Below are 26,169 nucleotides of genomic sequence, written 5' to 3' on the forward strand. Positions count from 1 at the left end.
GGCGCGAGTGCTAAGGCGTCGCCGACCGGAGCGCAAGATTTCCCGGTGCCGGCGCACCAGAGCTGTGGCCTCAGCGGCGGGTCGCCACCACCGCGCCGCCGACGATGCAGAGGCAGGCGAGCCCCAAGGCAAGGCTGGGGGCGGCGAAGCCGGTGAGCACCAGCAGCACCGTGGAAAGCACCGGCGCCGCATAGGAGGCCACCCCCAGCAGCCGCACGTCGCCCCGTTTCATGCCGATGTCCCAGGCATAGAAGGCAAGCCCCACCGGACCGATGCCCAGCGCCACCACCGCCCCCCATTGCATGAGGTCCGCCGGCCAGATGGTCTGTTCCCACACAAGATGGCAGAGGCCGGCAAGCAGCGCCGTCACGAGGCAGAAGCCGGCCACGGCGGCGGTGGGCACATCGGCGAAATGGCGCGAGGCCACCGAATAGATGGCCCAGATGAAGGCGCAGGAGACGGCGGCGAGATAGCCGGGCACATAGCGCGCCTCGATGCCGGAAAAGCCACCCTTGCCCAACAGCAGCACCACCGTTCCGGCAAAGCCCAGAAGCGCGCCGATCACATGGGTGCGCTTCAGCCCGCCGCCCGGCAGGGTCGCCGACAGCAGCACGATGAGCAGCGGCCACAGATAGTTGAGCAGCCCCGCCTCGGCCGGCGGCGCCAGCTTCAGGGCGGCGAAATAGAGGAAGTGATAGCCGAACAGGCCGCCCACCCCATGCACATAGGCAAGCGGGCGCTGCCGCAGCACGCCGAGCCCCGGCCCCAGGAGCGCCGCGACCACCCCCACCAGCCCGCCGATGCCGAAGGTGAGCGCCGTCAGCAGGAAGGCCGGCACCGCGCCGGTGGCTGCGGTGAAGAAGGCCAGCGTGGACCATAACAGGATGGCCACGAGGCCGATGCGCGTCGCCTGGCGGGGAGAAATCTCGCGGAGCGACAGGGCCGATGGGGAGGCCGAAGGCATGAACGGATCCGAACGAAAGGCCGGGCAGCACCCTGCCCGGCGAAGAGGCTTCAAGGGCCGAGCAGGTCGATGAGCGGGGGAATGAGCGGCGCGTCGGCGGGCGGCATGTCGAGCTCGCGCAGCTTGCCGGGGCGCACCCACTTCAGGGCCTGATGCTCCTTGCGGGTCACCGTGCCCTCCCAGCGCCGGCAGATCCACAGGGGCATGAGGAGATGGAAAGTCTCATAGGCGTGGCTGGCGAAGGTGAGCGGAGCGAGGCACGGCTCCTTCACCGTGATGCCCAGTTCTTCCGCCAGCTCACGAATGAGGCAATCCTCCGGCCGCTCGCCGGGCTCCAGCTTGCCGCCGGGAAACTCCCACAGGCCGGCCAGCGCCTTGCCCTCCGGGCGCTGGGCCACCAGCACCCGGTTGTCGGCATCGATGAGCGCGCAGGCGGCCACCAAGGTGATCTTCACGAGCGATAGTCCCCGTTGATGGCGACATATTCCTTGGTGAGATCGCAGGTGAGCACCCGATCGGCGCCGCGGCCGAGGCCGAGGTCCACCGTGAGGTCGATGACCGGGTTCTTCATGTAAGCGGAGACCACCGCCTCGTCATAGTCGGGGTCGCGCTCGCCGTCGCGGGCCACGCACACATCGCCGAAGGAGATGGTGAGCTTGTCGCGGTCGGCCGGCTCGCCGGCCTTGCCCACGGCCATCACCACCCGGCCCCAATTGGCGTCCTCGCCGGCGGCGGCGGTCTTCACCAGCGGCGAGTTGGCGATGGACATGGCGATGCGCCGTGCCGACTTGTTGGAGACGGCGCCGGTGACATGGATGCGGATGAGCTTGCGCGCGCCCTCGCCGTCGCGGGCCACCTGCTCGGAAAGATCTGCCAGAAGGTCCACCAGCGCCCGCTTGAAGGTCTTCAGGCGCGGATCATCCGCATCCTTGATGAGCGGGGCGCCCCGGGTCTTGGCAACGCCGGTGGCGAACATCAGCAGGGTATCGGAGGTGGAGGTGTCGCCATCCACCGTCACCGCGTTGAAGGTGTTCTTCACGCCCTTGGAGAGCAGCTTCTGCAGCACGTCGGCGGCGATGGGGGCGTCAGTGAAGACGAAGGAGAGCATGGTCGCCATGTCCGGGGCGATCATGCCGGCACCCTTGGCGATGCCGTTGATCCGCACCGGCACGTCGCCCAGCAGCACCTCGGCGGTGGCGAGCTTGGGGAAGGTGTCGGTGGTCATGATGGCGCGGGCGGCATCCAGCCACGGCCAGTCCACCAGACGGCCGGCGGCTTCCGCCAGCACGCCCTCGAACTTGGTGGCATCCAGCGGCTCGCCGATGACGCCGGTGGAGGCCAACGCCACCTCGGAGGGCTTGCAGCGCAGCACGGCGGCGGCGATCTCGGCGGTGAGCTGGGTGGATTCGCGGCCCTTCTTGCCGGTGAAGGCATTGGCATTGCCGGAATTCACCACCAGCGCCCGCGCCTTGCCCTTCTTCACCAGCTCCCGGCACCATTCCACCGGCGCCGAGGGGCACAGCGACTTGGTGGTCACCCCCGCCACCGTGGTGCCCGGCACGAATGACATGACCAGGACATCGGTGCGGCCCTGGTAGCGGATGCCGGCCGCGGCGGTGGTGAAACCCACGCCGGGAATGGGAAGCAGCTCGGGCACGAACTGGGGCGCCAGGGGTGAAACGGTCGCAGACATGGGAAATCCCCGCACGAGCCCGGCCTGAACCTTCCGCCCGGACGGGCTCATTGAAGAAGCGAGCACCGCTTGAGCGGCACGCGTCCAGGGCGGCACAGCCGCCCGGGTGCCTTTCCTGTGCCGCAGCCGCGCCGCGCGCGCAAGGGGTTGAGCGCGGCGGGCGACACCCGCGCCGCCACTGCGGAGGCCCGGATCCCCGCTCTTTTCTCCCGTGCCATCCCGGCCTTACAGTGGTCGCGTTTCAGTCGCGGTCCACCGCCTTATTTTTCTTTTCGTCTCAAGGAGCCGTCATGGCCCGTGCCCTTTGCGCCTTTCTTCATCGCGCCGATGTGCCCACCCGCGCCGCCCTGCAGCCGGCGCTCGATGCCCTCAAGCTCAGGGTGACCCTGGACGACGGCTATGTGCCGCTGAAATCCTCCGGCTACCTGCCCTGCACCCTCGATGGCGAGGATGCAGGCTTCACCGTTCGCTTTCATGATGTGGATGCCGCTCTCGACGCCATGCCCAATCTCAAGACGGCGCTCGACGGACGCGACGTGGCGATGGACCTCAAGTGGAGCGGCGACGTGCGCGAGAAGGTGAGCGCGCTGGCGGTCTGTGCCGCCCTTGCCGGCAGCTTCGGCGCCATCGTCCACGAGGCGGAGGGCGACAAGGTGCTCACCACCGCCCAGCTCACCGCTCGCGCCCGTGAAGGGCTCGAAGAGCTGTAGACAGCAAAAGGGGCGCCGCAGCGCCCCTTTCTTCAACCTTGGCGATAAGCCCGCGTCACTTCCCGGCGGCGGCCGGAGCCGGCGTGGCGGCAGCACCCGGGGTGGCGGGCGCCGCGGCCTTCTCGATCTTGGCGTCGGCGCGCAGCTTGGTGACGAGATCGGCCTGGGCCTTGCGCACCAGATACTGGTCCAGCTGGCCTTCCACCTGCACGTAGGTGGGCACCGGCTTCGTGCGCTTGTCCTCGACCTTGATGATGTGCCAGCCGAACTGGCTCTTCACCGGGTCGGAGATCTGCCCCTTGTCCAGCTTGAAGGCGACCTCGGCGAACTCCGGCACCATCTGGTCCTTGGTGAAATAGCCGAGATCACCGCCGTCGTCGGCGCCGTCCTTGGAATATTCCTTGGCGAGCTTGGCGAAGTCCTCGCCGGCCTTGGCCTTCTTGGCGATTTCCTTGGCCTTGGCCTCGTCATCCACCAGAATGTGGCGGGCGTGGACCTCTTCCTCCGGCGGCTGAGACTTGACGAACTCGTCATAGGTCTTGCGCTTGAGCTCGTCGGTCACCGCACCCTTGGCCGCCTGGGTCATCAGCGCTTCCATCAGCGCCTTGGTCTTCAGGTAGTTCAGGGTCGTCTGGAAGGCCGGGGTCTGGTCCAGCTTCTGCGCTTCCGCCGCCTGCGCCAGCAGGGTCATGTCGGTGAGGAAGGACAGCACATAATCGCGCCGCGCCGGCCCCTGAAGCTGGGGCGGCAGGCCGGGACCGATGTCCTCGGCGGCGATGGCCAGCTGGCTGGCATAGATCGGCGTGCCGTTCACCGTCGCCACCACCAGGTCGGTGTCGGCGGGCTTGGAGGCATCAGTCTTGGCAGAATCAGGCTTGGCAGCGGCGGGCTTGGCCGCAGCGGACTGAGCAAGGGCCGGACCGGAAACGGAGAACAGGGCGACAGACGAGACGAGGGCAGCCGCCAGCGCGGCAGTGGAAACGGAGCGCTTCATGGGTCCGGGTTCCTTTGGGTCCGGGTTCCTCGGGGATGGGTGCACCCCGAACGGCGTGCACCCTTGCCCGCCTTCTCCTTATCTGACAAGAGGGCATTGTTGAGGCGCCGCACCGGAATGGACAAAACACCGGGGCGGGGCTTCCGCTTCGCCGCGAGAGCCTGTATAAGGCGCGCCTTCAATCGAGAAACAGGTTTCGCTACAGCCTCGCGCGAACCGACGCAGAGGGCGAGACCGATCTTCGGATGTCTCGTCTTCAGGAGTTTGGACAATGGCCGTCCCTAAGAGAAAGACCTCGCCGTCCCGTCGCGGCATGCGCCGCTCGGCCGATGCGCTGAAGCAGCCCACTTATGTGGAAGACAAGGATTCCGGTGAGCTGCGTCGTCCGCATCACCTGGACCTCAAGACCGGCATGTACAAGGGCCGCCAGATTCTGGCTCCCAAGGCCGAAGCCTGAGCCTAAGATCGTACCGTCCCGGGTGAGACCCTCCCGGGCCGGGACAGGCCGGGGGCGTGATCATCACGCGCTGAACGCCGGCCCTGCCGTGCGTCCGCGCCGAACGCCCCTCGCCTCTTCCCTCCTTGCGGCCTGCGTGCTTGTCGCCCGCGTGGAGAGCCCAGGATCCGGCGCTGTCCGGATCGTCCTTGGCGGCCCACGCGCACGGCCTCATCCGCCGGTGTCGGCGGATCGCGACTTGCCGTCACCCGCGCTCGGTGCGCGGCGCCGCGGATGCACCGGATCGGCGGCCCAAAAAGCAGCGGCCAAAAGCACCCGCAGGGCATCGACCTGGAATGGTGCGGCCGCCCTATGCGCGCCCGCCCACGCGACACGCTCCCCATCAATCATCCGACGGCGAAGACCGCCGTGTCAGCGACGGCACGGGGCGCACAAAACACGCCCGCCAGCAGGCACGGCAACGGAACGGTGACACTCCGCACGGCAAGGTGGCACCTTGCCAATCCCCCTCCGCGATGCGGCATCCGTGTCCCAGCGTCGCCGCGGCCGCGGATCGGCCCGAAGGAGCACCTATGCTGACACCGGTTCCGTTGCTGATCATTCCGTTGGCACTGTTCAATATCGTCGCATTTCTGACGCCCAGCCTCAGCTGGGATTCGCCGCTCACCATCGTCTCCATGCTGTCCGGCGCCCAGTGGAAGATCACCCTCGCCGAGGCCTTCATCGCCTTCTCGCTGCTGATCCTGTTCTTCGAGATCGTCAAATCGACCCGCATCAGCTCCCGCTCGCTGATCGATCACATGCTGTCCATTCTGCTGTTCGTGGTCAGCCTTGCCGAATTCCTGCTGGTGCCGCAGGCCGGCAACTCCGTGTTCGCGCTGCTGTTGTGCGTGATGCTGCTGGATGTGGTGGCCGGTTTCTCCGTCTCGGTCCGCGTCGCCCAGCGCGATTTCTCGGTGCGCCCCGACCAGTCGTGAGGGGGCCGGGCCCAGCGCAGCGGTAGGCGGTGCGGACACGGGACCGACCTGAACGGCAAAAGGGCCGGCATTATCATGCCGGCCCTCGCCATCCATCCTCACGTGCAGCCGGGCGCCGGCCTCAGCCGTTGTCGTCGGGCTTCGGCACATCGGGCGCAGGCGGCGCGACGTCGGGTTCCGGCGTCGGCGCCGGGCGCACCACCAATTGCTCGAGCTTGGCCTGCATATCGGCCATCTGACGCTTCAGCGCATCGAGCTCGTCCGCCTCCTTGGCCGGCGTGGACGCAACCGGCGCGGCGCCAGCCTCCTCCTGCTCCTCGTCCTTGGGGAACGGCAGGAACATGTGGAAAGCCCGCTCGAACATCTCCATGTTGCGCCGCACGTGATCGTCGAGCCCGGCGAAGCCGCCGCCCGTCAGTGTCTTGGCCACGTGGTCGCGATACTTCTCCTGGTCCTTGGTGAAGCTGTCGATGGACGCTTCCAGGTACCGGGGAACCAGCATCTGCATGCTGTCGCCGTAAAAACGGATGATCTGGCGCAGGAAGGTGATGGGAAGCAGATTCGTTCCCTTATTTTCCTGTTCGAAGATGATCTGCGTCAGAACCGAATGGGTGATGTCATCGCCATTCTTGGCGTCATACACCACAAAATCCTCGCCATCCTTCACCATGTTGGCGAGGTCTTCCAGCGTCACATAGGTACTCGTGCCCGTGTTGTACAGGCGACGGTTGGCGTATTTCTTGATGGTGACTGGTTCTTCTGATTTTGCCATCGTCCGGTCATCCGATGTCCTTGGGGTTACACCACGTTAAGTGGTTTCGCGCCCCATAGCTACCAAATTATGTGCAGCGCGCGCATTCCTGGTGCACTGCCCGCGTCGCACGCAGGCCGGATCCCGAAGCGGCATCCCCAGCGACAAACCGGCGGCCCACTCAACCCTGGGCACAGCGCGCCCCATATTGCACTTGCCATGATGTGGATCATTGACACATGGTCGTGCTCGACAGCGATATAATGCTCTGATCCAAAAGCGGCGCAAAGCCGCTCCCGCCTGTTCTAAGTCCCAGGAGATTCAATATGAAGGACGAGGTCGTCATCGTCGCCGCCGCGCGCACCCCGGTCGGGTCGTTCAACGGCGCGCTGGCTCCCCTGCCGGCGCACGAGCTCGGCGCCGTCGCCATCAAGGCGGCCCTCGAGCGGGCCGGTGTCTCCACCGACGCCGTGAGCGAGGTCATTCTCGGCCAGGTGCTCACCGCCGCCCAGGGGCAGAATCCCGCCCGCCAGGCCTCCCTCAAGGCCGGCGTGCCGATCACCAGCCCGGCTTATGAAGTCCAGATGGTGTGCGGCTCCGGCCTGCGCTCCGTCGCCCTCGGCGCCCAGGCCATCGCCAATGGCGACAGCGAAGTGGTGGTGGCCGGCGGCCAGGAATCCATGAGCCAGTCCGTGCATGGCGCCCACCTGCGCAACGGCCAGCGCATGGGCAACATGGAATTCGTCGACACCATGATCAAGGACGGCCTGTGGGATGCCTTCAACGGCTACCACATGGGCATGACCGCCGAGAACGTGGCCAAGCAGTTCCAGATCACCCGCCAGGAGCAGGACGAATTCGCCGTCGCCTCCCAGAACAAGGCCGAGGCGGCCCAGAAGTCCGGCAAGTTCAAGGATGAAATCGTCCCCGTCACCATTTCCACCCGCAAGGGCGACGTGGTGGTGGACCAGGATGAGTACATCCGCCATGGCGCCACCATCGACGCCATGACCAAGCTGAAGCCCGCCTTCGCCAAGGATGGCTCGGTGACCGCCGGCAACGCTTCCGGCATCAACGACGGCGCCGCCGCCGTGGTGCTCATGAGCGGCGCCAAGGCCAAGGCCGAGGGCAAGACCCCGCTGGCGCGCATCGTCTCCTGGGCCCAGGCCGGCGTCGATCCGTCCATCATGGGCACCGGCCCCATCCCGGCCTCCAAGCTGGCGCTGGAAAAGGCCGGCTGGACCACCGCCGACCTCGACCTCATCGAGGCCAACGAGGCGTTCGCCGCCCAGGCCATCGCCGTCAACAAGGGCGTGGGCTGGGACACCTCCAAGGTGAACGTGAACGGCGGCGCCATCGCCATCGGCCACCCCATCGGCGCCTCGGGCACCCGTATTCTCGTCACCCTCCTGCATGAAATGCAGAAGCGCGATGCGAAAAAGGGCCTTGCCACCCTGTGCATCGGCGGCGGCATGGGCATTGCCATGTGTGTCGAGCGCGACTGAGACAGTCACTCAACCATCATACTTTGGGCCGCGATCGAAGGTCGCGGCCCAAGACCCTCGCAACCTGCTGAAGGTTTGCTTAGACACAATCCCTGTGTGGCCCGATCCGCTTGGGATTGTTGTATTTCGTCTTTAGGTCGGGCCAACAGACGATGGAGGGAACTATGGCGCGTGTCGCATTGGTCACGGGCGGGACTCGCGGAATCGGCGAGGCCATCTCGATCGCGCTCAAGGAGGCGGGCTACACCGTCGCGGCGAACTACGCCGGCAATGACGAGGCTGCGAAAGCCTTTACCGAGAAGACCGGCATCCCCAATTTCAAGTGGGACGTCTCCAATTTTGACGCCTGCAAAGAGGGCATCGCCAAGGTCGAGGCGCAGCTGGGTCCGGTCGAGGTGCTGGTGAACAACGCCGGCATCACCCGTGACGCCCCCCTGCACAAGATGTCGCTGGAGCAGTGGAACGCGGTGGTCAGCACCAACCTTTCCAGCTCCTTCAACATGTGCCGCAATGTGATCGAGGGCATGCGCGCGCGCGGTTTCGGCCGCATCGTCTGCATCTCCTCCATCAACGGCCAGAAGGGGCAGTTCGGCCAGACCAACTATTCCGCCGCCAAGGCCGGCGAGATCGGCTTCGTGAAGGCGCTGGCCCAGGAATCGGCGAAGCACGGCATCACGGTGAACGCCATCGCCCCCGGCTACATCGGCACCGACATGGTGCGCGCGGTGCCGGCCGAGGTGCTCGCCAAGATCATCGCCACCATTCCGGTGGGCCGGCTCGGCGAGCCGGAGGATATCGCCCGCGGCGTGGTCTTCCTCGCCTCCGATGGCGCATCCTTCGTCACCGGCTCGACGCTGACCATCAACGGCGCGCAGTACATCTGCTGAACCGGGCTTCCCGCTCCATCATTCCGGCCGGCTCGTGCGCGAGCCGGCCTTTTCTTTGCGCCGCCCCGGCCTCTCAGGCCGGGGTCCTCACCAGGGCCTGCAGCACCGCCCGCACCGGATCGGGAATCGGCACCGGGCGCTGGCTGGCGCGGTCCACATAGACATGGACGAAATGGCCCTGGGCCACCGCCTCCTCATCTCCCTGGAACAAAGCGATGTCATAGCGCACCGAGGAGGAGCCGAGCTTGGCCACCCGGAGCGCCGCCATGACCGGCGCCGGAAAGGTGAGGCTGCGGAAATAGGTGCAGCGGGTCTCCACCACCAGCCCGATGATCGGGCTCGTCTGCGGGTCGAGCACCCCGCGGGCGATGAGATATTCGTTCACCACCGTGTCGAAATACGAATAATACACCACATTATTCACATGGCCGTAGACATCCACATCCGCCCACCGCGTGCTGATGGGGAGGCTGTGGGGAAAGTCTTTCAGAACGAAGGGGGCCTCCCGCCCCGGGGCTGACGTTCCCCGCGCTCCATGTGCCTCGGCCATCGGCATGCCTCCCTGTTGTCGTCGGCGCCGCGCCAGGCGACGCTCAATCCAGAGCCGCCTTGTAGAGCGCGGCGGCATCCTGCGCCACGAGGGGGCGCGGATTATTGGCCAGCAGCCGGCCCTGCCCCATGGCCGCCGCAGCCAGAGGGGCCACGTCCACCGCCTCCACCCCCACGGCGCGCAGGTCCGTCGGCAGCCCCAGCTCATGGAAGAAGCGCACCAGGTTGGCCGCGAAAATATCGGCACGCGCCTGGGCGTCGCCCACCATCGGCCGTTCGGGAAACAGGCGGGCGGCCAGCAGGCCGTAATCATGCGCCGCCACCGGTCCGTTGAAGCGCACCACCTGCGGCAGCATCAGCGCCGCGGCAAGACCCGCCGGCAGACCATGCCGCACGCAGAGCGGATAGGCCAGCGCATGGGCCGCGCCGGCGGGCGCGTTGGCAAACGCCTGTCCGGCCATGAGCGAAGCGGAAAGCATGGCTTCGCGCGCCCGCCGGTCGGCGCCGTCCATCACCACCAGGGGCAGCGCCCAGCGCAGCAGCGCCAGCGCCCCTTCCGCCAGCGCCCGCGACACCGGATTGGCATTGGCATGGGCGGAGGTGAAGGCCTCCATGGCCACCGCCAGGCAGCCGGCCCCGGCCGCCGCTGTGGCCTCCGGCGGCGCGGTGAAGGTGAGGTCCACGTCGAGCAGCGCCGCATCGGCCAGCAGGCAGGAGGACACCACGGCCCGCTTCTCGCCATCGCTGGTGACGAGGGCGATGGGCGTCACCTCGGCGCCGCTGCCGGCCAGGGTCGGCACCAGCATGAGCGGCAGGCGCGGGCCCTCGGCAAGCCCGACGCCATAGATCTCCGACAGCGCGTCATGGCCGGTGGCCAGCAGCGCCGCCAGCTTCGCCACATCGAGACAGGAGCCGCCGCCGAGCCCGAGCACGCCCTCGGCGCGCATGTCCACCGCCTGCGCGGCGGCGGCCACGGCCAGTTGCGCATCGGGATTGGGGGTGACCGCCTGGAACACCTGGTGGGCGATGGACTCGGCCCGCAGGGCTTCGAGCACCGCCGCCAGGGCGCCGGCGCGGGCGACCCCGCCATCGGTCACCACCAGCACCCGGCCGACCCCGGCGGCCCGCCAGCGCGCTGCCACCTGCCCCGCCGCGCCGGCGGCGACCACGATGCGTGGCGGTGTGTTGAAGACGAATCCGGCCATGGGACACCCCCGGCTTTTGGCTTGCCCAGGGGGTCATGCTGCGCGCCTGCGGCGCGGCGTCAAGGGTTTGCTGGGCGCGTCAGTCGCGCGGCTCCGCCGGCCCGTTGGACGCGGCCGGCAACGGCACCTCCCGCGCGCCCAGGGCATCGGCGAGGCGCATGCGGGCGGAGCCGGGGGCGAGCGGCTTCTGCTGGCTCTCATGGGGCACCCAGCCGGACAGCCAGACGATGTCGAACGTCACCCGCAGCCGCCCGTCGGCATCGGCGAAGCGCTCGCCATAGACTTCCGCCGCGCGCAGCAGCGTGGCGCGGCGCAGCGGCACCCGCCGCCGCTCGACCAGCGCATTGGTGGCGCCCATGCGGCGCAGCTCGGAGAACAGGGTGAAGGGGGAGCCATAGCGCACCACCACCCGGTCCACATCCGCCACCGGCAGGGCGAAGCCCGCCCGCTGCAGCAGGCCGCCAAGGTCGCGCACATCGGCGAACGGCGCCACCCGGGGGGAGAGGCCGCCGGTCACCTCACTCTCGGCGATGGCGAAGGACTGGCGCAGCTCGGTGAGGCTGGCGCCACCGATGAAGCCGGCCAGGAACAGGCCATCGGGCCGGAGCACCCGCCGCACCTGGGCCAGCACCCCCGGCAGGTCATTGACGCTCTGCAGCGCCAGTGCCGACGCCACCAGATCGAAGCTTGCCGGAGCGAACGGCAGGGCCTCCTCGTCGGCCACCACCGCGGCGCCATCGGACGAGGCGGGCGCCAGCGGCGCTGCCCGCAGCACCTGCCCCACCGCCGGCACGCCAGCCAGGGCGCGGGCCAGCCCTTCGGTGGGGGTGCCGAGATCCAGGGCACGATCGAACCGCCGCTGCACCGCCCCCAGCCGGTCGACGAGGTCCTCCGCGACCCGATCCAGCAAGAAGGTTTCCGGTCCGAGGTCGACGGCGCGGGCCAGCCGCCGCCGGACCAGGCGGCGATCAAAGACGAGGGGCAGAGAGGCGCTCATGCCGCCGCATATAGGCCCTTCCGGCCTGCGATGCATCGGTTGGATCGTGTCACGCTTATTGACAGCACACTGTCGTTATGGATGTATACTGTCATTATGAACGCTGTGCACGATCCCTTCACCCACCCCGCCAGCCGCCTGGCTCTGGAGGTCTTCCGCCTCAATGGCGCGCTGATTTCCGCCGGTGATACCCTGGTGGCGCCGCTTGGGCTCACGAGTGCCCGCTGGCAGGTTCTGGGCGCCATCGCCGAGGCGGGCGGCGCCCTGCCCACCGCCGGCATTGCCCGCAACATGGGGCTCACCCGCCAATCGGTGCAGCGGGTGGTGGATGATCTGGCCGCGCGCGGGCTGGTATGCTTCGCCACCAACCCCCACCATAAGCGCGCCAAGCTGGTGCAGCTCACCGCCGCCGGGACGCAGGCCTTCGCCGCCGCCAGCGCCCGCTGGGCCCCCTTGGCCGACCTGCTGCTCGCCCGGATCGGGCCCGCCGCGGCGGAGGCCGCCGCCACCACCCTTCACCAGTTGCGCACGACGCTGAGCGAGGCCGGCGCCGGTTCGGGAGACCCCACATGATCCGCCGTCTGCATCCCCTTGCCGGGGGCCTCGCCCTGCTGATCATCCTCAGCTTCTGGAGCGCCACGGTCGTGAGCGAGGCCTTCGGCACGCCCGCCGCGGTGCGAACGGTAAAAACCGCCATTCTCTGGGGGATGCTGGCGCTGATCCCGGCGCTGGTGAGCGTCGGCGCCACCGGCTTCCGGCTCGGCGGGCGCTCCACCCAGCCGCTGGTGGTCGCCAAGCGCCGACGCATGCCGGTGATCGCCCTCAACGGCCTGTGCCTCCTGCTGCCGAGTGCGATCTTCCTTCAGTCGCGCGCCGCCGCCGGGCTGTTCGATTCATCGTTCATGGTGGTGCAGGGGGTGGAACTGGTGGCCGGGGCCCTCAACATCACGCTGCTCGCCCTGTCCCTGCGGGACGGCCTGCGGCTCGCCGCCGCCCGCCGGGCACTCCAGACCGCCTGAGCGCCAGACCGGGCCGCACTCAGCGGCGGGGCGCGGGCTCCGCGCAGGTGGTGAAGCGCACCGGGTCCGCATCCGGCGGCACCAGCTCCCCCATGGGCTGGCAGCGGCCGGCGCTGCACACCCGCCAGTCGGCGGTGGCGCCGGAGCGCCGCAGCAGCACCTCTTTCTGCGGCGCCAGCCGCGGATGGGCCACATAGAAGTCACCCTGCAGCACCGCGTCGTCGGGCGGTTCCATGCCGGCGCCGGAGCCCTGGACCCGCACCTCGGTCAGCTGGAGGCCGGCGGGGGTCGCCCGCCAGTCTTCCTGCCATTCGCTTTTCTGCACCGAATGGGTCCAGGCCAGGGTCACGACAGCCGCCAGCCGCACCACGGTGGTACCGGCGACCAGGCAGGCGAGCACCGCCACCTCAGGCCTGCGCCACCTTCTGGGCGCGGGTGCGCCAATAATGCCAGGCAATGAAGGCCGCCGCCGCCACGAAGCCCAGCTCATCGCTCAACGGCACAGCGGCGATCAGCAGCGCCGCCGCCGCGAAGGCCACCACGCGCTCGACGATGTTGAGCGGGCCCAGCAGATAGCCGGTGGCGGTACCGGCCCACAGCAGAACGGCAATCACCGCCTTGATGAAGGCGTAGGCCACCGCCGGCCAGAAGCCGATGAGATCGGCCATGGGATCGCCGGTCTGCAGCATCAGCGCCGGCGAATAGACCGCCATGAACGGCACCACATAGCCGGCGAGCGCGATGCGTGTCGCGTTCACGGCGATAGCCTGCCCGGAGACGCCGGCGATGGGCGCCGCCGCGAAGGCGGCAAGGGCCACCGGCGGCGTCAGGTCGGCCATGATGCCGAAGTAGAACACGAACATGTGCGAGACGATGAGCGGCACGCCCAGGGCCAGCAGCGCCGGCCCGGCGATGGAGGCGGTGATGATGTAGTTGGGAATGGTGGGCAGGCCCATGCCCAGGATCAGGCACGCCACCATGGTGAGCACCAGCGACAAGAGCAGGGAGCTCTCGCCGACCGCCACCACGAAGGTGGCGAAGGTGGTGGCGACACCGGTCAGGGTGAAGATGCCGATCATGGTGCCCACGAGGGCGCAGGCGATGCCCACCGGCAGCGCGTTGCGGGCGCCGTCGGCCATGCTGTCGAGGGCGATGCGCAAGGTCTCCCGCCCGCCCTTCACGAACAGCAGCAGCGCCACCAGGATGGCCACCACCGTGGCGACACCGTTGATGCCGTATTCCACGAAACTGGCGGCGGCGATGCCGAGCACCACCCAGAACACCACCCGCAGGCCATAGGGGCCGATGAGGCGGGCCACCGGCGTGCCGAGCACGATGAGCGCGGTCAGCGCCAGGCCCACGGTGCCGGCGAACAGCGGCGTGTAGCCGGAGAACAGCAGCCAGACCAGGACGCCCAGCGGCAGGATGAGGTACCAGCGCGCCTTCAGCGCCGCCCAGGCATTGGGGCACTCCGCCTTGGGCAGGCCCGACAATCCGTTGCGACCGGCCTCCAGATGCACCATGGCGAACACGGTGAGGAAGTAGAGGAAGGCGGGGATCACCGCCGCGGTGGCGATGCTCGCATAGGGCACGTCGATGGTCTCGGCCATGATGAAGGCCACCGCACCCATCACCGGCGGCATGATCTGCCCGCCCATGGAGGCGGTCGCCTCCACCGCGCCGGCGAAGGCCGGCTTGTAGCCGAAGTTCTTCATCAGCGGGATGGTGAACTGGCCGGTGGTGACCACGTTGGCGACGCCGGAGCCGTTGATGGTGCCCATCAGCGCCGAGGAGATCACCGAGACCTTGGCCGGGCCGCCGCGGGCATGGCCCACGGTGCCCATGGCCACATCATTGAACAGCTTGATCATGCCGGCCCGTTCCAGGAACGCGCCAAACAGAATGAAGAGGAAGATGTAGGACGACGACACATAAGTGGGCGTGCCGTAGATGCCCTCGGTGCCGAGGAACAACTGGTCCACCACCTGCACGAAATCATAGGGCCGGTGGTCCAGCGGCGCCGGCAGATATTCGCCGAACAGGCCGTAGAGAATGAAGAAGCCGCAGATGATGGGCAGCGACAGGCCCATGAGCCGGCGCGAGCCCTCGAACACCAGCGCCACCGCCACCACGCCGACCACGATGTCCATGGTATCGGGATCGCCGGCACGGGCGATGAGGTCGGAATAGAAGATCCAGTGATAAAGGCCCACCACGAACGACAGGATGCCGAGCCCCCACAGCATGACCCGCCCGCCGCCGACCCGGTGATTGCCGGCGATGGCGAACACCACCAGCAGCAGGAAGCCCACGTGCACCGAGCGCACGATCTGGCTCGGCAGCGGGCTCCAGGCGGCGGTGATGATCTGGAAGGTGGAGAAGGCGACCGCGATCCAGAATACCGCGCGCCCCCAGCTGCCCGGGCCCCAGGTGAGGTCCAGCAGCGCGTCGTCCACCACCACGGAGGCCCCGTGATTGGGGTTGTTCAGGTCGTGGCTGACGGGTGGAGTCGTGGTGGGCGTGTGCAGCGAGGAGGTCATGGACGTGCGGCCTCAACAGGTCAAAAACTCTCCGCCCGGCGCCCCGCGCCCGGCGGCAACGTCACTGGAAACGATCACGGTCCCATCGGGGAGGAGAAGACCACAAAGGGGCTGCGCGCCCGTCGGCGCCGGCAGCCCCCGCATCTTTCATCCGCGGCGCGACACCGCGAGCGGCGGCGCCCTCAAGGGCCGCCGCCAACCCGGCTTCAGGGCGTGACGCCCTTTTCCTTGAAGTACTTGGCGGCGCCGGGATGGAACGGCACCGGCGAGCCCTTCATGGCATTCTCGAGCTTGATGCTCTTGGCCGCCGAATGGGCCGCCGCCAGCTCGGGCAGATTGTCATAGATGGCCTTGGTGATCTCGTAGACCTCCTCGTCCTTCATGTTGGAGCGGGTCACGAGGAAGTTCGGCACGGCCGCGGTCACCACGTCCACCGACTGGCCTTCATAGGTGTTGGCGGGGATCACCGCCTTGATGTAGGGCGCGCCCACCTTGTCGACCACGGTGTTGGGCACTTCCACCACCACGATCGGCACCGAATTGGCGAGATCCTTGATGGAGGCGACGCCGAGGCCGGAAGACTGCAGGGTCGCGTCCAGCTGACGGTTCTTCATCAGCTCGACGGATTCGGCGAACGGCAGGTATTCCACCTTGCCGAGATCGTCATAGGTGAGGCCAGCGGCGCCGAGGATGGCGCGGGCGTTGAGCTCGGTGCCGGAGCGCGGGGCGCCCACCGACAGGCGCTTGCCCTTCAGATCGGCCAGCGTCTTGATGCCGGAATCCTTAGCGGCCACGATCTGGATGTAATTGGGATAGATGCCGCCGAGCGCCACCACCTTGGTGAGCGGGGCCTTGAAGCCCGCCTCGGCCTTGCCGGCGGCGCCGTCCGCGAGACTGTCGGCCAGGGTGAAGGCCACTTCGCCCTTGCCCTGCTGAATGAGGTTCAGGTTCTCCACGGAGGCCTTGGTGGCCTGCACCGAGGGGCGCGCGTTCGGCACCTTCTCGCCGATCACCTTGGAGATGGCGACCCCCAGCGGATAATAGACGCCGGACGTGCCGCCGGTCAGAACGTTCACGAACTCCGCCTTGGCGGCGACAGGCGCCAGAACCAAAGCTGAGATGAGCGCGGCCGTGGTGATACGGATCATCAGCATCCTCCCTATCGGTATTGTTATAAGCGTTAACAGTGAAGCTAACGGCTCCGTCCGTAAAGGCCAGCACCTTTTACCCATTTCAAACGAAAGTCTAATGTCCTGTCCCCTGGCGGCCCGCCGGCGTGTTGAAAACCACGGCGACCGGCCGCATGCACAGGGCCTCGGAACCGGCGCGCACAACCGTATAAAGAGCATGGAAACAGCCACATCCACACCGGGCGCGGCCCCGGCGATTCTCCGGGCCCTGTTCGCGGCGGCGCTCGCGGCGGCGACGCCGGAAGGCAAGTTCGCCGGCCGGCTGCCGGCGCCACCCAAGGGGCGCACCCTGGTGGTGGGGGCCGGCAAGGCCGCCGCGCGCATGGCGCGGGCCTTCGAGGCCGAATGGGACAGGCCCTGCACCGGCCTCGTCATCACCCGCTATGGCCACGGCTGCCCCACCCGCTCCATCGAGGTGGTGGAGGCCGGCCATCCGGTGCCCGACGCGGCCGGTCTCTCCGCCACCCGGCGCCTGCTGGACATCGCCCGCTCCGCCGGCGCCGACGACCTCGTGGTGTGCCTCATCTCCGGCGGGGCCTCGGCCCTGCTCACTGCGCCGGCCCCGGGCCTCACCCTGGCGGACAAGCAGGCGCTGAACACCGCGCTGCTGCGCTCGGGCGCGCCCATCGGCGTGATGAACACGGTGCGCAAGGCGGTGTCGGCGGTGAAGGGCGGGCGGCTCGCCGCCGCCATCGCCCCGGCGCGGTGCGTCACCTATCTGATCTCCGACGTGCCGGGTGACGATCCGGCGGTGATCGGCTCGGGCCCCACGGTGCCCCGGCCGTCGGATCCCGAGGCGGTGCTGGCCCTGCTGGGCGCCTACGGCATCGCCGCCGATGACCGGCTCGCGGCGGCAATCCGCGCCAATGCACGCCTCACGGCGCCCCCCGTCGCGCCGACCGAGGCCGCGCTGCATCTCATCGCCACCCCATTCATGGCGTTGCAGGCTGCGGCGGCGCAGGCGCAGGCTCTCGGCATCGCGCCGGTGATCCTCGGCGACGCCATCGAGGGAGAGGCGCGCGCCGCCGGCACGGTGCTGGCCGGCATCGCCCGCGCCGCCGCCGCCCATGGCCAGCCGGCGGCGGCGCCCTGCGTGCTGCTCTCCGGTGGCGAAACCACTGTGCGGGTGACCGGGCGCGGGCGCGGCGGGCGCAACAGCGAGTTCCTGCTGGCCCTCACCCTGGCCCTGGAGGGCCTGCCGGCGGACGGGCCGGCGATCTTGGCGCTGGCTGCCGACACCGATGGCATCGACGGCAGCGCTGACAATGCCGGGGCCTGGAGCGATTCACGCACCCTGGCACGCGCCCAGGCCCTCGGCCTGGACCCGCGGCGCCATCTGGCGGACAACGACGCCTATGGCCTGTTCGCGACCCTCGACCAGTTGGTCGTCACCGGCCCCACATTGACCAATGTCAATGATTTCAGGGCCATACTGGTGCTTCCGCGCGCGACGTGAGCGCCCCGGCCCTCGAACATGGCCACAGCAGGGCGCGGGCTCGTCCGAAAGTCGCATCCGCCATGCGCCATTTGCATGGCTCATACGACCTCTTACATTTCAGCATGTTGCGCTGCAGAATTGCCGTCTGCAGGGGAGTTCTGAACAGAGGGTTAAGGTCAGCCCCCTTGACCTTTGTTGCAGTGCACATAAATTCCGGCCCCAGGAGGAACCGGGGGGCTTCAAGACGCCAAGTCTGGAGACCAATATGACCGAACAGGTCGCACCGGGGATCATCCGCAAGCTTTGGGCCGGGGAAGCCGAGATCTTCAAGGATCACCTCCTCAGGCTCGATGTGGAGAGCCGTCGGTTCAGATTCGGCTCTGCGGTGTCTGCCGAATTCGTCGAGCGATATGCGGCGCGGGCATTCCGCACCGGCGCCATCGTTCACGGCTATTTCGTGGACGGCACCTTGCGTGCCGCCGCGGAACTCTACCCCATGGGCGATGTGCTGCCCGGGGAAGCGGAAGCCGCGTTCAGCGTGGAGCGCGAGTTCCAGAACCACGGCCTCGGCACCCAGCTGCTGGAGCGGGTGATCCTGGCCGCGCGCAATCGCGGCATCGGCAAGCTGTGCCTCAACTGCCTGGCGCAGAACCGGCGCATGCAGCAGATCGCCCGCAAGTTCGATGCCGAGCTGAGCTTCGACATCGATGAGGTGACGGCGGCCCTGAAGGCGCCCTTCCCCACCGCTTTGTCGCTGGCGCAGGAGGCCGCGGCCGACCTGCAGGGCATGGCGGGGGCGGTGCTGCAGGCCCAGCGCCTGGCCACCGGCCGTATGTTCGACATGCTGATTCCCGCCGGGGACGACGCGCAGATCGAAGCCGAAGCCGCCTGAGCGGGCGCCCCGCGCGCGCCGCTGGAGGCGCGGCGAAAACGATGAAAGGCGGTATCCTGAGGATGCCGCCTTTTTCATGGGCGTACAGATGTCATGGGCCTGCAGATTTTATGGGCCTGCAGATTTTATGGGCGCGCACAGGAGCGCCCTAATGAACGGCGGTTTTCGAGAACAGGTTGACCACCAGCACCCCGGCGATGATGAGGCCGAGGCCGATCAGCCCCGCCGTATCCAGCGCCTGGCCGTAATAGATCCAGGCGAAGCCCGCCACCAGGATGATCCCCGCCGCCGACCAGATGGCATAGACAATGCCCACCGGCAGGTCGCGCACGGTCAGCGCCAGGAAATAGAACGCCACCACATAGCCCGCCCCCACCACCAGCGAGGGCAGCAGCCGGGTGAAGCCGGCGGTGGACTTGAGCGCCGAGGTGGCGATGACCTCCGCAAGGATGGCGATGGCGAGATAGAGATAGGTCATGTCCCGGCAATCTCATGCTGAACGGCGCGCCGCCCGCGGGCTTCGCAGCGGCGAGGCTTGAACTTATTTTCCATACAGGAAAATCAGTGCCACGGGAGAGAAATCACACGCTTTGGATCGGGGTTGAGACGCGGGCTCCGCCAGGCGGCATCGCGGCGCGGTGACAGCGCTCCGCCTCGTCCGGCCATCCCCCTCCAGCGGCGCGTCTTCCAGAGCTGAACGGGGCCGGGCACCCGACGGGGGATACGCCGGCCAAGGCCTCAGCGCTCAATGGAAATTGCGCCCGCGCGGCAAAGCGGCACCGGGGTTCTCCCGGATGCGCGCGGCACGGCTGCGCCCGGCATCGGGGCCGCGCCGGCCTTCGTCGGCCGGGGCGGCGACGGACAGGTCGGCGCCACGCTCGCCCAGACGCTCCAGGAGCGGGCTCCAATCCTCCACCTTCTCGGCCACCAGGTGAATGACGCTCTGTTCATTCTGCAGCCGGCCCGACACCATCACCAGCCGCGCCCCCAGCACCTGCGGGCGGAACGCCTCGAACACCCGGGGCCAGACGATGACATTGGCCCAGGCCGCCTCGTCCTCCAGGGTCATGAAGATGACGCCGCTGGCGGTGCCCGGGCGCTGGCGCACCAGCACCAGGCCGGCCAGGGTCAGCCGCCGGCCGCTGGCCAATGCCGGCAGCCGCGCCGCCGGGGTCACCCCGCGCCGTTCCAGCTCCGGCCGCAGGAAGGCCAGCGGATGGGCCTTCAGGGACAGTTTCATGTGCCGATAATCGGCCACCACCTGCGCCCCCGGCGGCAAGGCGGCGAGGTCCACATCGGGCTCACGCGGGGTCGCGGCGGCACGGAACAGGGGCAGGTCGTCCTTGTCGCCGGCGCGGCGCAGCCCCTTCACCGCCCACAAAGCGGCCCGGCGATCGAGCCCGAGGGAGCGGAAGGCATCGGCATCCGCCAGTTTTTCCAACGTGGACGGCGGCAGGCCGGTGCGCAGCCACAGGTCGCGCACGGAATCGTAGCCGGCGCCGCGCAGCGCCACCAGCCGGCGCATCTCCTCCTCTTTCAGCCCCTCCACCTGCCGCAGCCCGAGCCGCAGCGCATGGGTGGTGCGGATATCCCCCGCCATGGCGCCATGGCGTGGCTGCAGCCGCCGCACCGCCGCCGACGGCTCCCCGGCGCCCCCAGGACTTCGAACCGGTGTGGATCGCTGCGTCCCGGCGCTCTCCAGTTCGGTTCGCCCCGGGTCCGCACCCTGTCGACACCCAAACGCCCCCGGCCTCCTCTCGCCCCGCTCCCTGTCCCCCGCCTCCCTCTCCTTTTGCGACACGGCAGCCCCCTCTCCCGCTTGCGGGGGAGGGCTGGGGAGGGGGAAGGGCGCGGTCTGGAGAGGCGAACGCGCCTCGGCGCCCCCCTCCTCCGCCTCCAGCGTGTGATCCCAATGGGAGGCGTTCACATCCACCGGGCGCACCGCGACCCCGTGCTCCTGGGCGTCGCGCACCAATTGGGCGGGGGCGTAGAAGCCCATGGGCCAGGCATTGAGAAGGCCGGCGGCGAACACATCGGGATAATGGCACTTCAGCCAGGCCGAGGCATAGACGATGAGGGCGAAGCTCTCCGCATGGGAGCGCGGAAAGCCATAGGAGCCGAACCCCTCGATCTGCCGCCACAGGCTTTCGGCGAACTCCCGCGTGTAGCCGTTCCCGAGCATGCCGGCGATGAGCTTGTCGTGGAAGCGGCCGATGGTGCCCACCCGCTTGAAGGTGGCCATGGCCCGGCGCAGGGCATCGGCCTCGCCGGCGGAAAAGCCGGCGCCCACCATGGCGATCTGCATGGCCTGCTCCTGGAACAGCGGCACCCCGAGGGTCGGCTCCAGGACCTGCCGCAGCTCCGGAGAGGGATAGGACACCGGATCGAGCCCCTGCCGGCGCCGCAGATAGGGATGCACCATGCCGCCCTGGATCGGCCCCGGCCGCACGATCGCGACCTCCACCACCAGATCCTTGAACTCCTTGGGCTTCAGGCGCGGCAGCATGGTCTGCTGGGCGCGGCTTTCCACCTGGAACACGCCGATGGAATCCGCCCGCTGCAGCATGGCATAGACCCGATGATCGCCGAACGGCGCATCGCCGATGCGGGCCATTTCCACCCCATAATGCCGCTTCAGCAGGCCGAAGCATTTCTGCACCGCCGTCAGCATGCCCAGGGCCAGGATGTCCACCTTGAGCAGGCCCACGGTTTCCAGATCGTCCTTGTTCCATTCGATGATGGGGCGCTCATCCATGGCCGAGCGGGTAAGCGGCACGGTCTCGTCCAGCCGGTCGTGGGTCACCACCATGCCGCCCACATGCTGGGAGAGGTGGCGCGGAAAGCCGATGAGGGCGCGGGTCATCTCCAGCACCCGGGCGAGGCGCGGCTCGTCGGGATCAAGGCCGATGCGCCGCGCCTCCTCCGCCTTCACCCCACCGGAGGACCAGCCCCAGATGGTGCCGGCCAGCGCCCCCACCAGATCCTCCGACAGGCCGAACGCCTTGCCCACCTCGCGCACCGCCGAGCGGGAGCGATAGGTGGTGGTGGTGGCGGCGAGCCCGGCATGGGCGGCGCCGTAGCGGCGATAGATGAAGGCCAGCACCTCGCCGCGCCGCTCATGCTCGAAATCGATGTCGATATCCGGCGGCTCGCCCCGCTCCTCGGAGATGAAGCGCTCGAACAGAAGATCGCTCTTCATGGGGTCCACATCGGTGATGCCGATGCAGAAGCACACCGCCGAATTGGCCGCCGAGCCCCGCCCCTGGCACAGGATGCCGGCGCCGCGGGCAAACCCCACGATCTCGTGCACGGTGAGGAAATAGGGCGCGTAGGCGAGCTTGCCGATGAGGGCGAGCTCATGGTGCAGCGCCCCCTCCACCTTGGGCGGCACCCCGGCGGGATAATGGGCCCGCGCCCCGGCCCAGGCGAGGACCTCCAGCGCCGCCTGGGGGCTTTCGAACCCCGCCCGCGCCTCGCGCGGGTAGGTCGGCTTCAGATCGTCCAGCGAGAAATGCAGGCGGGCGAGAAAGGCGGCCGTCTCCGCCACCGCCTCCGGCGCGGCGCGATAGAGCCGGGCCATCTCCGCCGCCGGCTTCAGGTGCCGCTCGGCATTGGCGGCGAGGCGGCGGCCGGCGCCATCCAGGGTCACGTGGGCGCGGATGGCGGTGAGCACATCCTGCAGCGGCCGGCGGTCGGCATCGTGATAGAGCGCGTCGCAGGTGGCGAGCAGCGGCACGCCCGCCTTCGCCCCCACCGCCTGGAGCCGGGCGAGCCGGCGGGCATCGTCCCCCGCGAGGATCATGGGCGCCGCCAGCCACACCCGGCCGGAGGTGGCCGCCTGGAGATCGGCCAGGAACGGGCCGAACGCCTCCGGTAGGCGGCGCGGCGGCATCACCGCGAGGCAGAGGCCTTCGGCCCATTCCATGAGGTCGGCGCCGGTGAGCAGGCAATCGCCCTTGGCCGCCCGCATGTTGCCGGTGGTGAGCAGACGGCACAGGCGGCCATAGGCGACGCGATCCTCAGGGTAAGCGAGAATGTCCGGCGTGCCGTCGGCAAACACCAGGCGCGCACCCACCGCCAGCCGCACCCCGCGGGATTTGGCCATGGCATGGGCCCGCACCACCCCCGCCAGAGTGTTGTGATCGGCGATGCCGATGCCCGCATGGCCGAGAGCGGCGGCGGTCGCCACATATTCCTCCGGATGGGAGCCGCCCCGCAGAAACGAGAAATTGGTGGTGACCGCCAGTTCCACGAACGACGGCGGCGCCTGCGGCGGGCGCGGCGGGGTGGGCGCGGAGCGGAAGGGAAGCGGCGGGGCCATGGTGCTCACCCGAACAGGCCGTGGAGGAACCAGGTCGGCCGGCCGGCCTCCCGCCCGTAGAGGCCGGCCCGGAACAGCCAGAAGCGATGGCCGCTGGCGGTTTCGACCCGGAAATAGTCACGGGTGGGCAGATCCCCCGCCGTGCGCCACCATTCGGCGGCGATGCGCTCCGGCCCCTCCGCCCGCACCACCGGATGCAGCTGGCGCCGCCAGCGGAAGCGGATGGGCGGCCCATCGGGCACCTCGGCCACCGCCTCCACCGGCTCCGGCGCCTCCAGAAGCCGCAGCGGCCGCGCCGGCCCGGCCAGGTCGGGGCGCTCTTCTTCCGCACACCAGGACTCCCTGAAGATCGCCCCATCCGCATCACAGTTCCCGCCCCCACCGGCGAGGAACAGTTGGGATGGCGGCTCAGCCATCCGTCCCGCGTCGACAGAAGCCACAGCAGCGCCCGGCCCAATCGCCCGCAGCGGAGCCCGGTCCTCTGCAGCCGCCCCCTCCGCCGTCGCACCACCGCTCCCTCTCCCGCTTGCGGGGGAGGGTTGGGGAGGGGGAAAAGCCACAGCTTCCGCCGCTGCAGGAGCAGCACCAGCGCCCGGGCCAATCACCCGCAGCAACGCCCGGCCCTCTGCAGCCGCCCCATCCTCCGTCGCACCGCCGCTCCCTCTCCCGCTTGCGGGGGAGGGTTGGGGTGGGGGAAGGGCCGCCGCTTCCGCCGCTGCAGGAGCAGCACCAGCGCCCGGCCCAATCGCCCGCAACGGCGCCCGGCCTGTTGCATCCGCCTCATCCCCCGCCGCACCACCGCTCCCTCTCCCGCTTGCGGGGGAGGGTTGGGGAGGGGGAAAAGCCACAGCTTCCGCCGCTGCAGGAGCAGCACCAGCGCCCGGGCCAATCACCCGCAGCAACGCCCGGCCCTCGGCATCTGCCCCGTCCTCCGTCGACACCCCATTTTCTTCCCACCCGCCGATGCGCGCAGGTTGGGATACGGCCGGCGGCCGGAGCGGGACGGCGGGAGCGGACAAGACGTCGCGAAACGCGGTGGCGGGCGGGCCATCCCTCCATGGCGCCATGGCCGCCCCAGCCGGAGGCAGGGCCAGAGCGGCGGCGGCCTCGGCCCAGCCGCGCCGGCCCTGCGCCGGCACCGGGGGGCAGGCCTCTTCCGGCAGGTGGCGGTCGGCCGGCACGAGGCGCTGCACCTGGGGGGCGCCGAAGCGGATGGCGAGGCGGTCCACCAGGCCATCCAAGGCCGCCGCGCGATCGGGCTCGGCGCCGAAGCCGTCCTGCTGGGCCGTGAGCGGGCCGGTCTCGCGCACGGCGAGGCGCAGCAGCTCGAAACCGAAGCCGGGCTCCAGGCTGGACAGGGTCGCCACCTTTTCCGCGAACAGGCGACGGATGGCCTCAGGCTCCCGCAGCGGCCGGCTGGTGCCGATGGCGAGCCGCGTTACCTTGCCATCCACCCGGAACAAGGTGAGATCCAGCCGCCGCGCGCCCACCCCGTGCCGCTCCAGCGCGCCGGACAAAGTGGTGGCGAGATGGGTGGCAAGGCCCAGCACGTCCTCCACCCGCTCCACCGGTTCCGGCAACGCCCGTTCGACGCAGAAGGCGGGCGGGGGAAAACGATAATCCACCGCCGTGGGCGCCCGCCCCAGGGCCTCGTCGAGACGGCGCAGCAGTTCCGCCCCGAAGCGGGCGGCCAGCGGTGCGCGGGGGGCGGCGCGCACGTCGTCGATCCGCCGGAAGCCGAGCCGGGCGAGGCTGTCCACCCGCGCCGGCTCAAGGCCCAAGGCAGCAAGCGGCAAGGGCGCCAGCACCGCGCCGAGGTCTTCGTCCGGCGGCACCACCACGCCGCCCCGGCCGGCGGCGAAGCGGGCGAGGGCGAAGGCGGCGCCGGCGGTGGCCGCCAGTGCCGCCCGTCCGGTGAGGCCGGCGCCCGCCACCCGCCGCAGCAGATCGCGCACCAGCCCCTGTTCGCCGCCGAACAGATGGGTGCAGCCGGTGACGTCCAGCAGCAGCCCGTCGCGCCCTTCCAGGGCGATGAGGGGGGTATAGCGCTCACAGGCATCCGCCAGCTGAGCGAGCAGTCGGGCCACCGCCTGCGGCGCCTCCTCGCTCACCTCCAGCTCGGGATGGCGCGCCCGCGCGTCGGCCAGGGTGAGGCCGGGCTCAAGCCCGAGGGCAGTGGCCGCCCCATTGCCGGCGATGAGCCGCAGCGTGCCCTGCTGCAGCGCCACCACCACCCGGGGCGCCAGCCGTGCCTCAGGCGACAACGACCGTTCGATCCGGTCGGTGGCGAGATGGGGCAGGACGAGGCCCAGGTAGCGCCGCCCGGCCGCCGGGGTCGGATGGGGCGCGCTCATGGCTGGTCTCCCCGACCAGCCGGAACCCGTCCGCCTCGATGCGCAGGGGCCATTCCCCGAGGGGGCCGAAGCGGTTGCGAGTGAGGCGGGCGCAGACGCACGGCGCACCGAGGCCGCCGAAGCCGTCCAGGGCCGGACTCGGCCGGGTGCGGATACGCCAGCGGGTGAGCGCCGCGCAGGGGGCCGGGTCCGCCTTGTGGCGCACCAGAAGGCCTAGCCGGTCGGAGCCGCGCGCGGCGAGGGAGAGACGCCGGGTGGCGGTGAGCGCCTCCGGCACCGGCGACAGCACTTCCCCCAGCACCACCGACAGACCCGCGCATTTCAACCCCTCCTCCATCACGAACATCACGTCCTGCGGGCGCGGCACGCGCACCAGCAGCAGCGCCTCCGGCGGCAGGCCCAGCGCCGCCAGCCCCGGGCCGTAGAGCGCCCCCGCCTCCCACTGGGCGAACGCCTGCTGCACCACCAGCACCGGGCGCCGGAGCGCCCGCGCGCCCCGCGCCGCCAGGGCGAGGGCGAAGGCGCTGAGCGCCCCCTCCTCCCCCGGCCCGGCCGCCACCTCGTGCAGCGCGCCCCACCGGAACCCGCCGCCGAGCGCCCCATCCACGGCCGGCACGCCCAAAGCGAGCGGAGGCGGGTCACCGAAGGGCCGGGGGGGCGCGATGGCGGCCGGAACCGCAGGCACCGGGGACCGAGGCGGGGCGCCACCTTCCCCGGCAGGTCCGG

General features: G+C 69.5%; 24 protein-coding genes. 9 read left to right on the forward strand and 15 right to left on the reverse strand.

Translation table 11 applies throughout. From position 1 onward, the window contains the following. Window positions 1–70: 70 nt before the first annotated feature. The 3 genes from yddG to argJ are packed head-to-tail and all read right to left on the reverse strand — an operon-like array spanning window position 71 to window position 2,657. The gene (gene yddG / locus MEU52_RS08375; RefSeq protein WP_273546093.1) at window positions 71–964 is read right to left on the reverse strand and encodes an aromatic amino acid exporter YddG; all 894 of its coding nucleotides are present in this window, start codon (window positions 962–964) and stop codon (window positions 71–73) included. Between the two features lie 50 nt (window positions 965–1,014). Next, window positions 1,015–1,419, reverse strand: a complete 405-nt coding sequence (locus tag MEU52_RS08380; protein WP_238120415.1) for a (deoxy)nucleoside triphosphate pyrophosphohydrolase — start codon at window positions 1,417–1,419, stop codon at window positions 1,015–1,017. Beyond that, window positions 1,416–2,657 (reverse strand): bifunctional glutamate N-acetyltransferase/amino-acid acetyltransferase ArgJ, encoded by a 1,242-nt coding sequence (gene argJ, locus MEU52_RS08385; RefSeq protein WP_238120414.1) that lies wholly within the window; start codon window positions 2,655–2,657, stop codon window positions 1,416–1,418. Before argJ ends, MEU52_RS08380 begins: the two co-directional genes overlap by 4 nt. 290 nt (window positions 2,658–2,947) lie before the next feature. Between argJ and MEU52_RS08390 the strand changes: the two genes are divergently transcribed. Further along, window positions 2,948–3,367 (forward strand): hypothetical protein, encoded by a 420-nt coding sequence (locus MEU52_RS08390; protein ID WP_238120413.1) that lies wholly within the window; start codon window positions 2,948–2,950, stop codon window positions 3,365–3,367. A 55-nt stretch (window positions 3,368–3,422) separates the two neighbouring features. On the opposite strand, the gene MEU52_RS08395 is transcribed toward MEU52_RS08390, so the two are convergent. After that, entirely contained in the window at window positions 3,423–4,361 is a 939-nt protein-coding gene (locus MEU52_RS08395; RefSeq protein ID WP_238120412.1) for a peptidylprolyl isomerase, read from the reverse strand. Between the two features lie 271 nt (window positions 4,362–4,632). Here MEU52_RS08395 and rpmF point away from each other — a divergent pair, with 271 nt between their 5' ends. Both rpmF and MEU52_RS08405 read left to right on the forward strand, forming a co-directional pair. Further along, window positions 4,633–4,818 carry a 50S ribosomal protein L32 gene (rpmF, locus tag MEU52_RS08400; protein ID WP_238120411.1) on the forward strand — a complete coding sequence of 62 codons (186 nt, stop codon included), beginning with the start codon at window positions 4,633–4,635 and terminating at the stop codon, window positions 4,816–4,818. Window positions 4,819–5,390: 572 nt separating this feature from the next. Beyond that, the gene (locus MEU52_RS08405) at window positions 5,391–5,795 is read left to right on the forward strand and encodes a hypothetical protein (protein ID WP_238120410.1); all 405 of its coding nucleotides are present in this window, start codon (window positions 5,391–5,393) and stop codon (window positions 5,793–5,795) included. Window positions 5,796–5,916: 121 nt separating this feature from the next. Here the strand turns inward: MEU52_RS08405 and phaR are convergent, their stop codons facing one another. Continuing rightward, entirely contained in the window at window positions 5,917–6,567 is a 651-nt protein-coding gene (gene phaR, locus MEU52_RS08410; protein WP_238120409.1) for a polyhydroxyalkanoate synthesis repressor PhaR, read from the reverse strand. Between the two features lie 305 nt (window positions 6,568–6,872). Between phaR and MEU52_RS08415 the strand changes: the two genes are divergently transcribed. Both MEU52_RS08415 and phbB read left to right on the forward strand, forming a co-directional pair. Then, entirely contained in the window at window positions 6,873–8,051 is a 1,179-nt protein-coding gene (locus MEU52_RS08415; RefSeq protein WP_238120408.1) for an acetyl-CoA C-acetyltransferase, read from the forward strand. Window positions 8,052–8,215: 164 nt separating this feature from the next. After that, a complete protein-coding gene (gene phbB, locus MEU52_RS08420; protein WP_238120407.1) occupies window positions 8,216–8,938 on the forward strand; it encodes an acetoacetyl-CoA reductase in 723 nt (240 codons plus the stop codon). A gap of 73 nt (window positions 8,939–9,011) precedes the next feature. Here the strand turns inward: phbB and MEU52_RS08425 are convergent, their stop codons facing one another. From MEU52_RS08425 to MEU52_RS08435, 3 genes are all read right to left on the reverse strand, one after another. Further along, window positions 9,012–9,488, reverse strand: a complete 477-nt coding sequence (locus MEU52_RS08425; RefSeq protein ID WP_238120406.1) for an acyl-CoA thioesterase — start codon at window positions 9,486–9,488, stop codon at window positions 9,012–9,014. Between the two features lie 43 nt (window positions 9,489–9,531). Continuing rightward, window positions 9,532–10,692 carry an iron-containing alcohol dehydrogenase gene (locus MEU52_RS08430; protein WP_238120405.1) on the reverse strand — a complete coding sequence of 387 codons (1,161 nt, stop codon included), beginning with the start codon at window positions 10,690–10,692 and terminating at the stop codon, window positions 9,532–9,534. A gap of 79 nt (window positions 10,693–10,771) precedes the next feature. After that, window positions 10,772–11,689, reverse strand: coding sequence for a methyltransferase domain-containing protein (locus MEU52_RS08435; RefSeq protein WP_238120404.1), 918 nt, complete (start codon window positions 11,687–11,689; stop codon window positions 10,772–10,774). 96 nt (window positions 11,690–11,785) lie between these two features. Here MEU52_RS08435 and MEU52_RS08440 point away from each other — a divergent pair, with 96 nt between their 5' ends. Both MEU52_RS08440 and MEU52_RS08445 read left to right on the forward strand, forming a co-directional pair. Next, window positions 11,786–12,262, forward strand: coding sequence for a MarR family winged helix-turn-helix transcriptional regulator (locus tag MEU52_RS08440; protein ID WP_238120403.1), 477 nt, complete (start codon window positions 11,786–11,788; stop codon window positions 12,260–12,262). After that, window positions 12,259–12,708: a hypothetical protein gene (locus MEU52_RS08445; protein ID WP_238120402.1), complete on the forward strand. Its 450-nt coding sequence runs from the start codon at window positions 12,259–12,261 to the stop codon at window positions 12,706–12,708. Before MEU52_RS08440 ends, MEU52_RS08445 begins: the two co-directional genes overlap by 4 nt. 19 nt (window positions 12,709–12,727) lie before the next feature. On the opposite strand, the gene MEU52_RS08450 is transcribed toward MEU52_RS08445, so the two are convergent. From MEU52_RS08450 to MEU52_RS08460, 3 genes are all read right to left on the reverse strand, one after another. After that, window positions 12,728–13,114 carry a DUF1850 domain-containing protein gene (locus MEU52_RS08450; RefSeq protein ID WP_238120401.1) on the reverse strand — a complete coding sequence of 129 codons (387 nt, stop codon included), beginning with the start codon at window positions 13,112–13,114 and terminating at the stop codon, window positions 12,728–12,730. Window position 13,115: 1 nt separating this feature from the next. After that, window positions 13,116–15,248: a TRAP transporter permease gene (locus MEU52_RS08455; protein ID WP_238120400.1), complete on the reverse strand. Its 2,133-nt coding sequence runs from the start codon at window positions 15,246–15,248 to the stop codon at window positions 13,116–13,118. Window positions 15,249–15,454: 206 nt separating this feature from the next. Continuing rightward, the gene (locus MEU52_RS08460; protein ID WP_238120398.1) at window positions 15,455–16,396 is read right to left on the reverse strand and encodes a TAXI family TRAP transporter solute-binding subunit; all 942 of its coding nucleotides are present in this window, start codon (window positions 16,394–16,396) and stop codon (window positions 15,455–15,457) included. Between the two features lie 199 nt (window positions 16,397–16,595). Between MEU52_RS08460 and MEU52_RS08465 the strand changes: the two genes are divergently transcribed. Both MEU52_RS08465 and MEU52_RS08470 read left to right on the forward strand, forming a co-directional pair. Then, window positions 16,596–17,894 (forward strand): glycerate kinase type-2 family protein, encoded by a 1,299-nt coding sequence (locus tag MEU52_RS08465; RefSeq protein ID WP_238120396.1) that lies wholly within the window; start codon window positions 16,596–16,598, stop codon window positions 17,892–17,894. 247 nt (window positions 17,895–18,141) lie between these two features. Further along, the gene (locus tag MEU52_RS08470) at window positions 18,142–18,768 is read left to right on the forward strand and encodes a GNAT family N-acetyltransferase (RefSeq protein ID WP_238120395.1); all 627 of its coding nucleotides are present in this window, start codon (window positions 18,142–18,144) and stop codon (window positions 18,766–18,768) included. Window positions 18,769–18,916: 148 nt separating this feature from the next. Here MEU52_RS08470 and MEU52_RS08475 read toward each other — a convergent pair whose 3' ends face one another. From MEU52_RS08475 to MEU52_RS08490, 4 genes are all read right to left on the reverse strand, one after another. After that, window positions 18,917–19,246, reverse strand: coding sequence for a DMT family transporter (locus MEU52_RS08475; RefSeq protein WP_238120394.1), 330 nt, complete (start codon window positions 19,244–19,246; stop codon window positions 18,917–18,919). A gap of 267 nt (window positions 19,247–19,513) precedes the next feature. Beyond that, entirely contained in the window at window positions 19,514–23,089 is a 3,576-nt protein-coding gene (locus MEU52_RS08480) for an error-prone DNA polymerase (protein ID WP_238120393.1), read from the reverse strand. Between the two features lie 5 nt (window positions 23,090–23,094). Beyond that, window positions 23,095–25,443 (reverse strand): Y-family DNA polymerase, encoded by a 2,349-nt coding sequence (locus MEU52_RS08485; protein WP_238125013.1) that lies wholly within the window; start codon window positions 25,441–25,443, stop codon window positions 23,095–23,097. Then, window positions 25,343–26,050 (reverse strand): ImuA family protein, encoded by a 708-nt coding sequence (locus tag MEU52_RS08490; RefSeq protein WP_238120391.1) that lies wholly within the window; start codon window positions 26,048–26,050, stop codon window positions 25,343–25,345. The genes MEU52_RS08485 and MEU52_RS08490 overlap by 101 nt, the downstream gene beginning before the upstream one ends. Between the last annotated feature and the right edge of the window lie 119 nt (window positions 26,051–26,169).

It is taken from the genome of Xanthobacter sp. NM-25, from assembly GCF_022138605.1.
GTDB lineage: Bacteria > Pseudomonadota > Alphaproteobacteria > Rhizobiales > Xanthobacteraceae > Xanthobacter.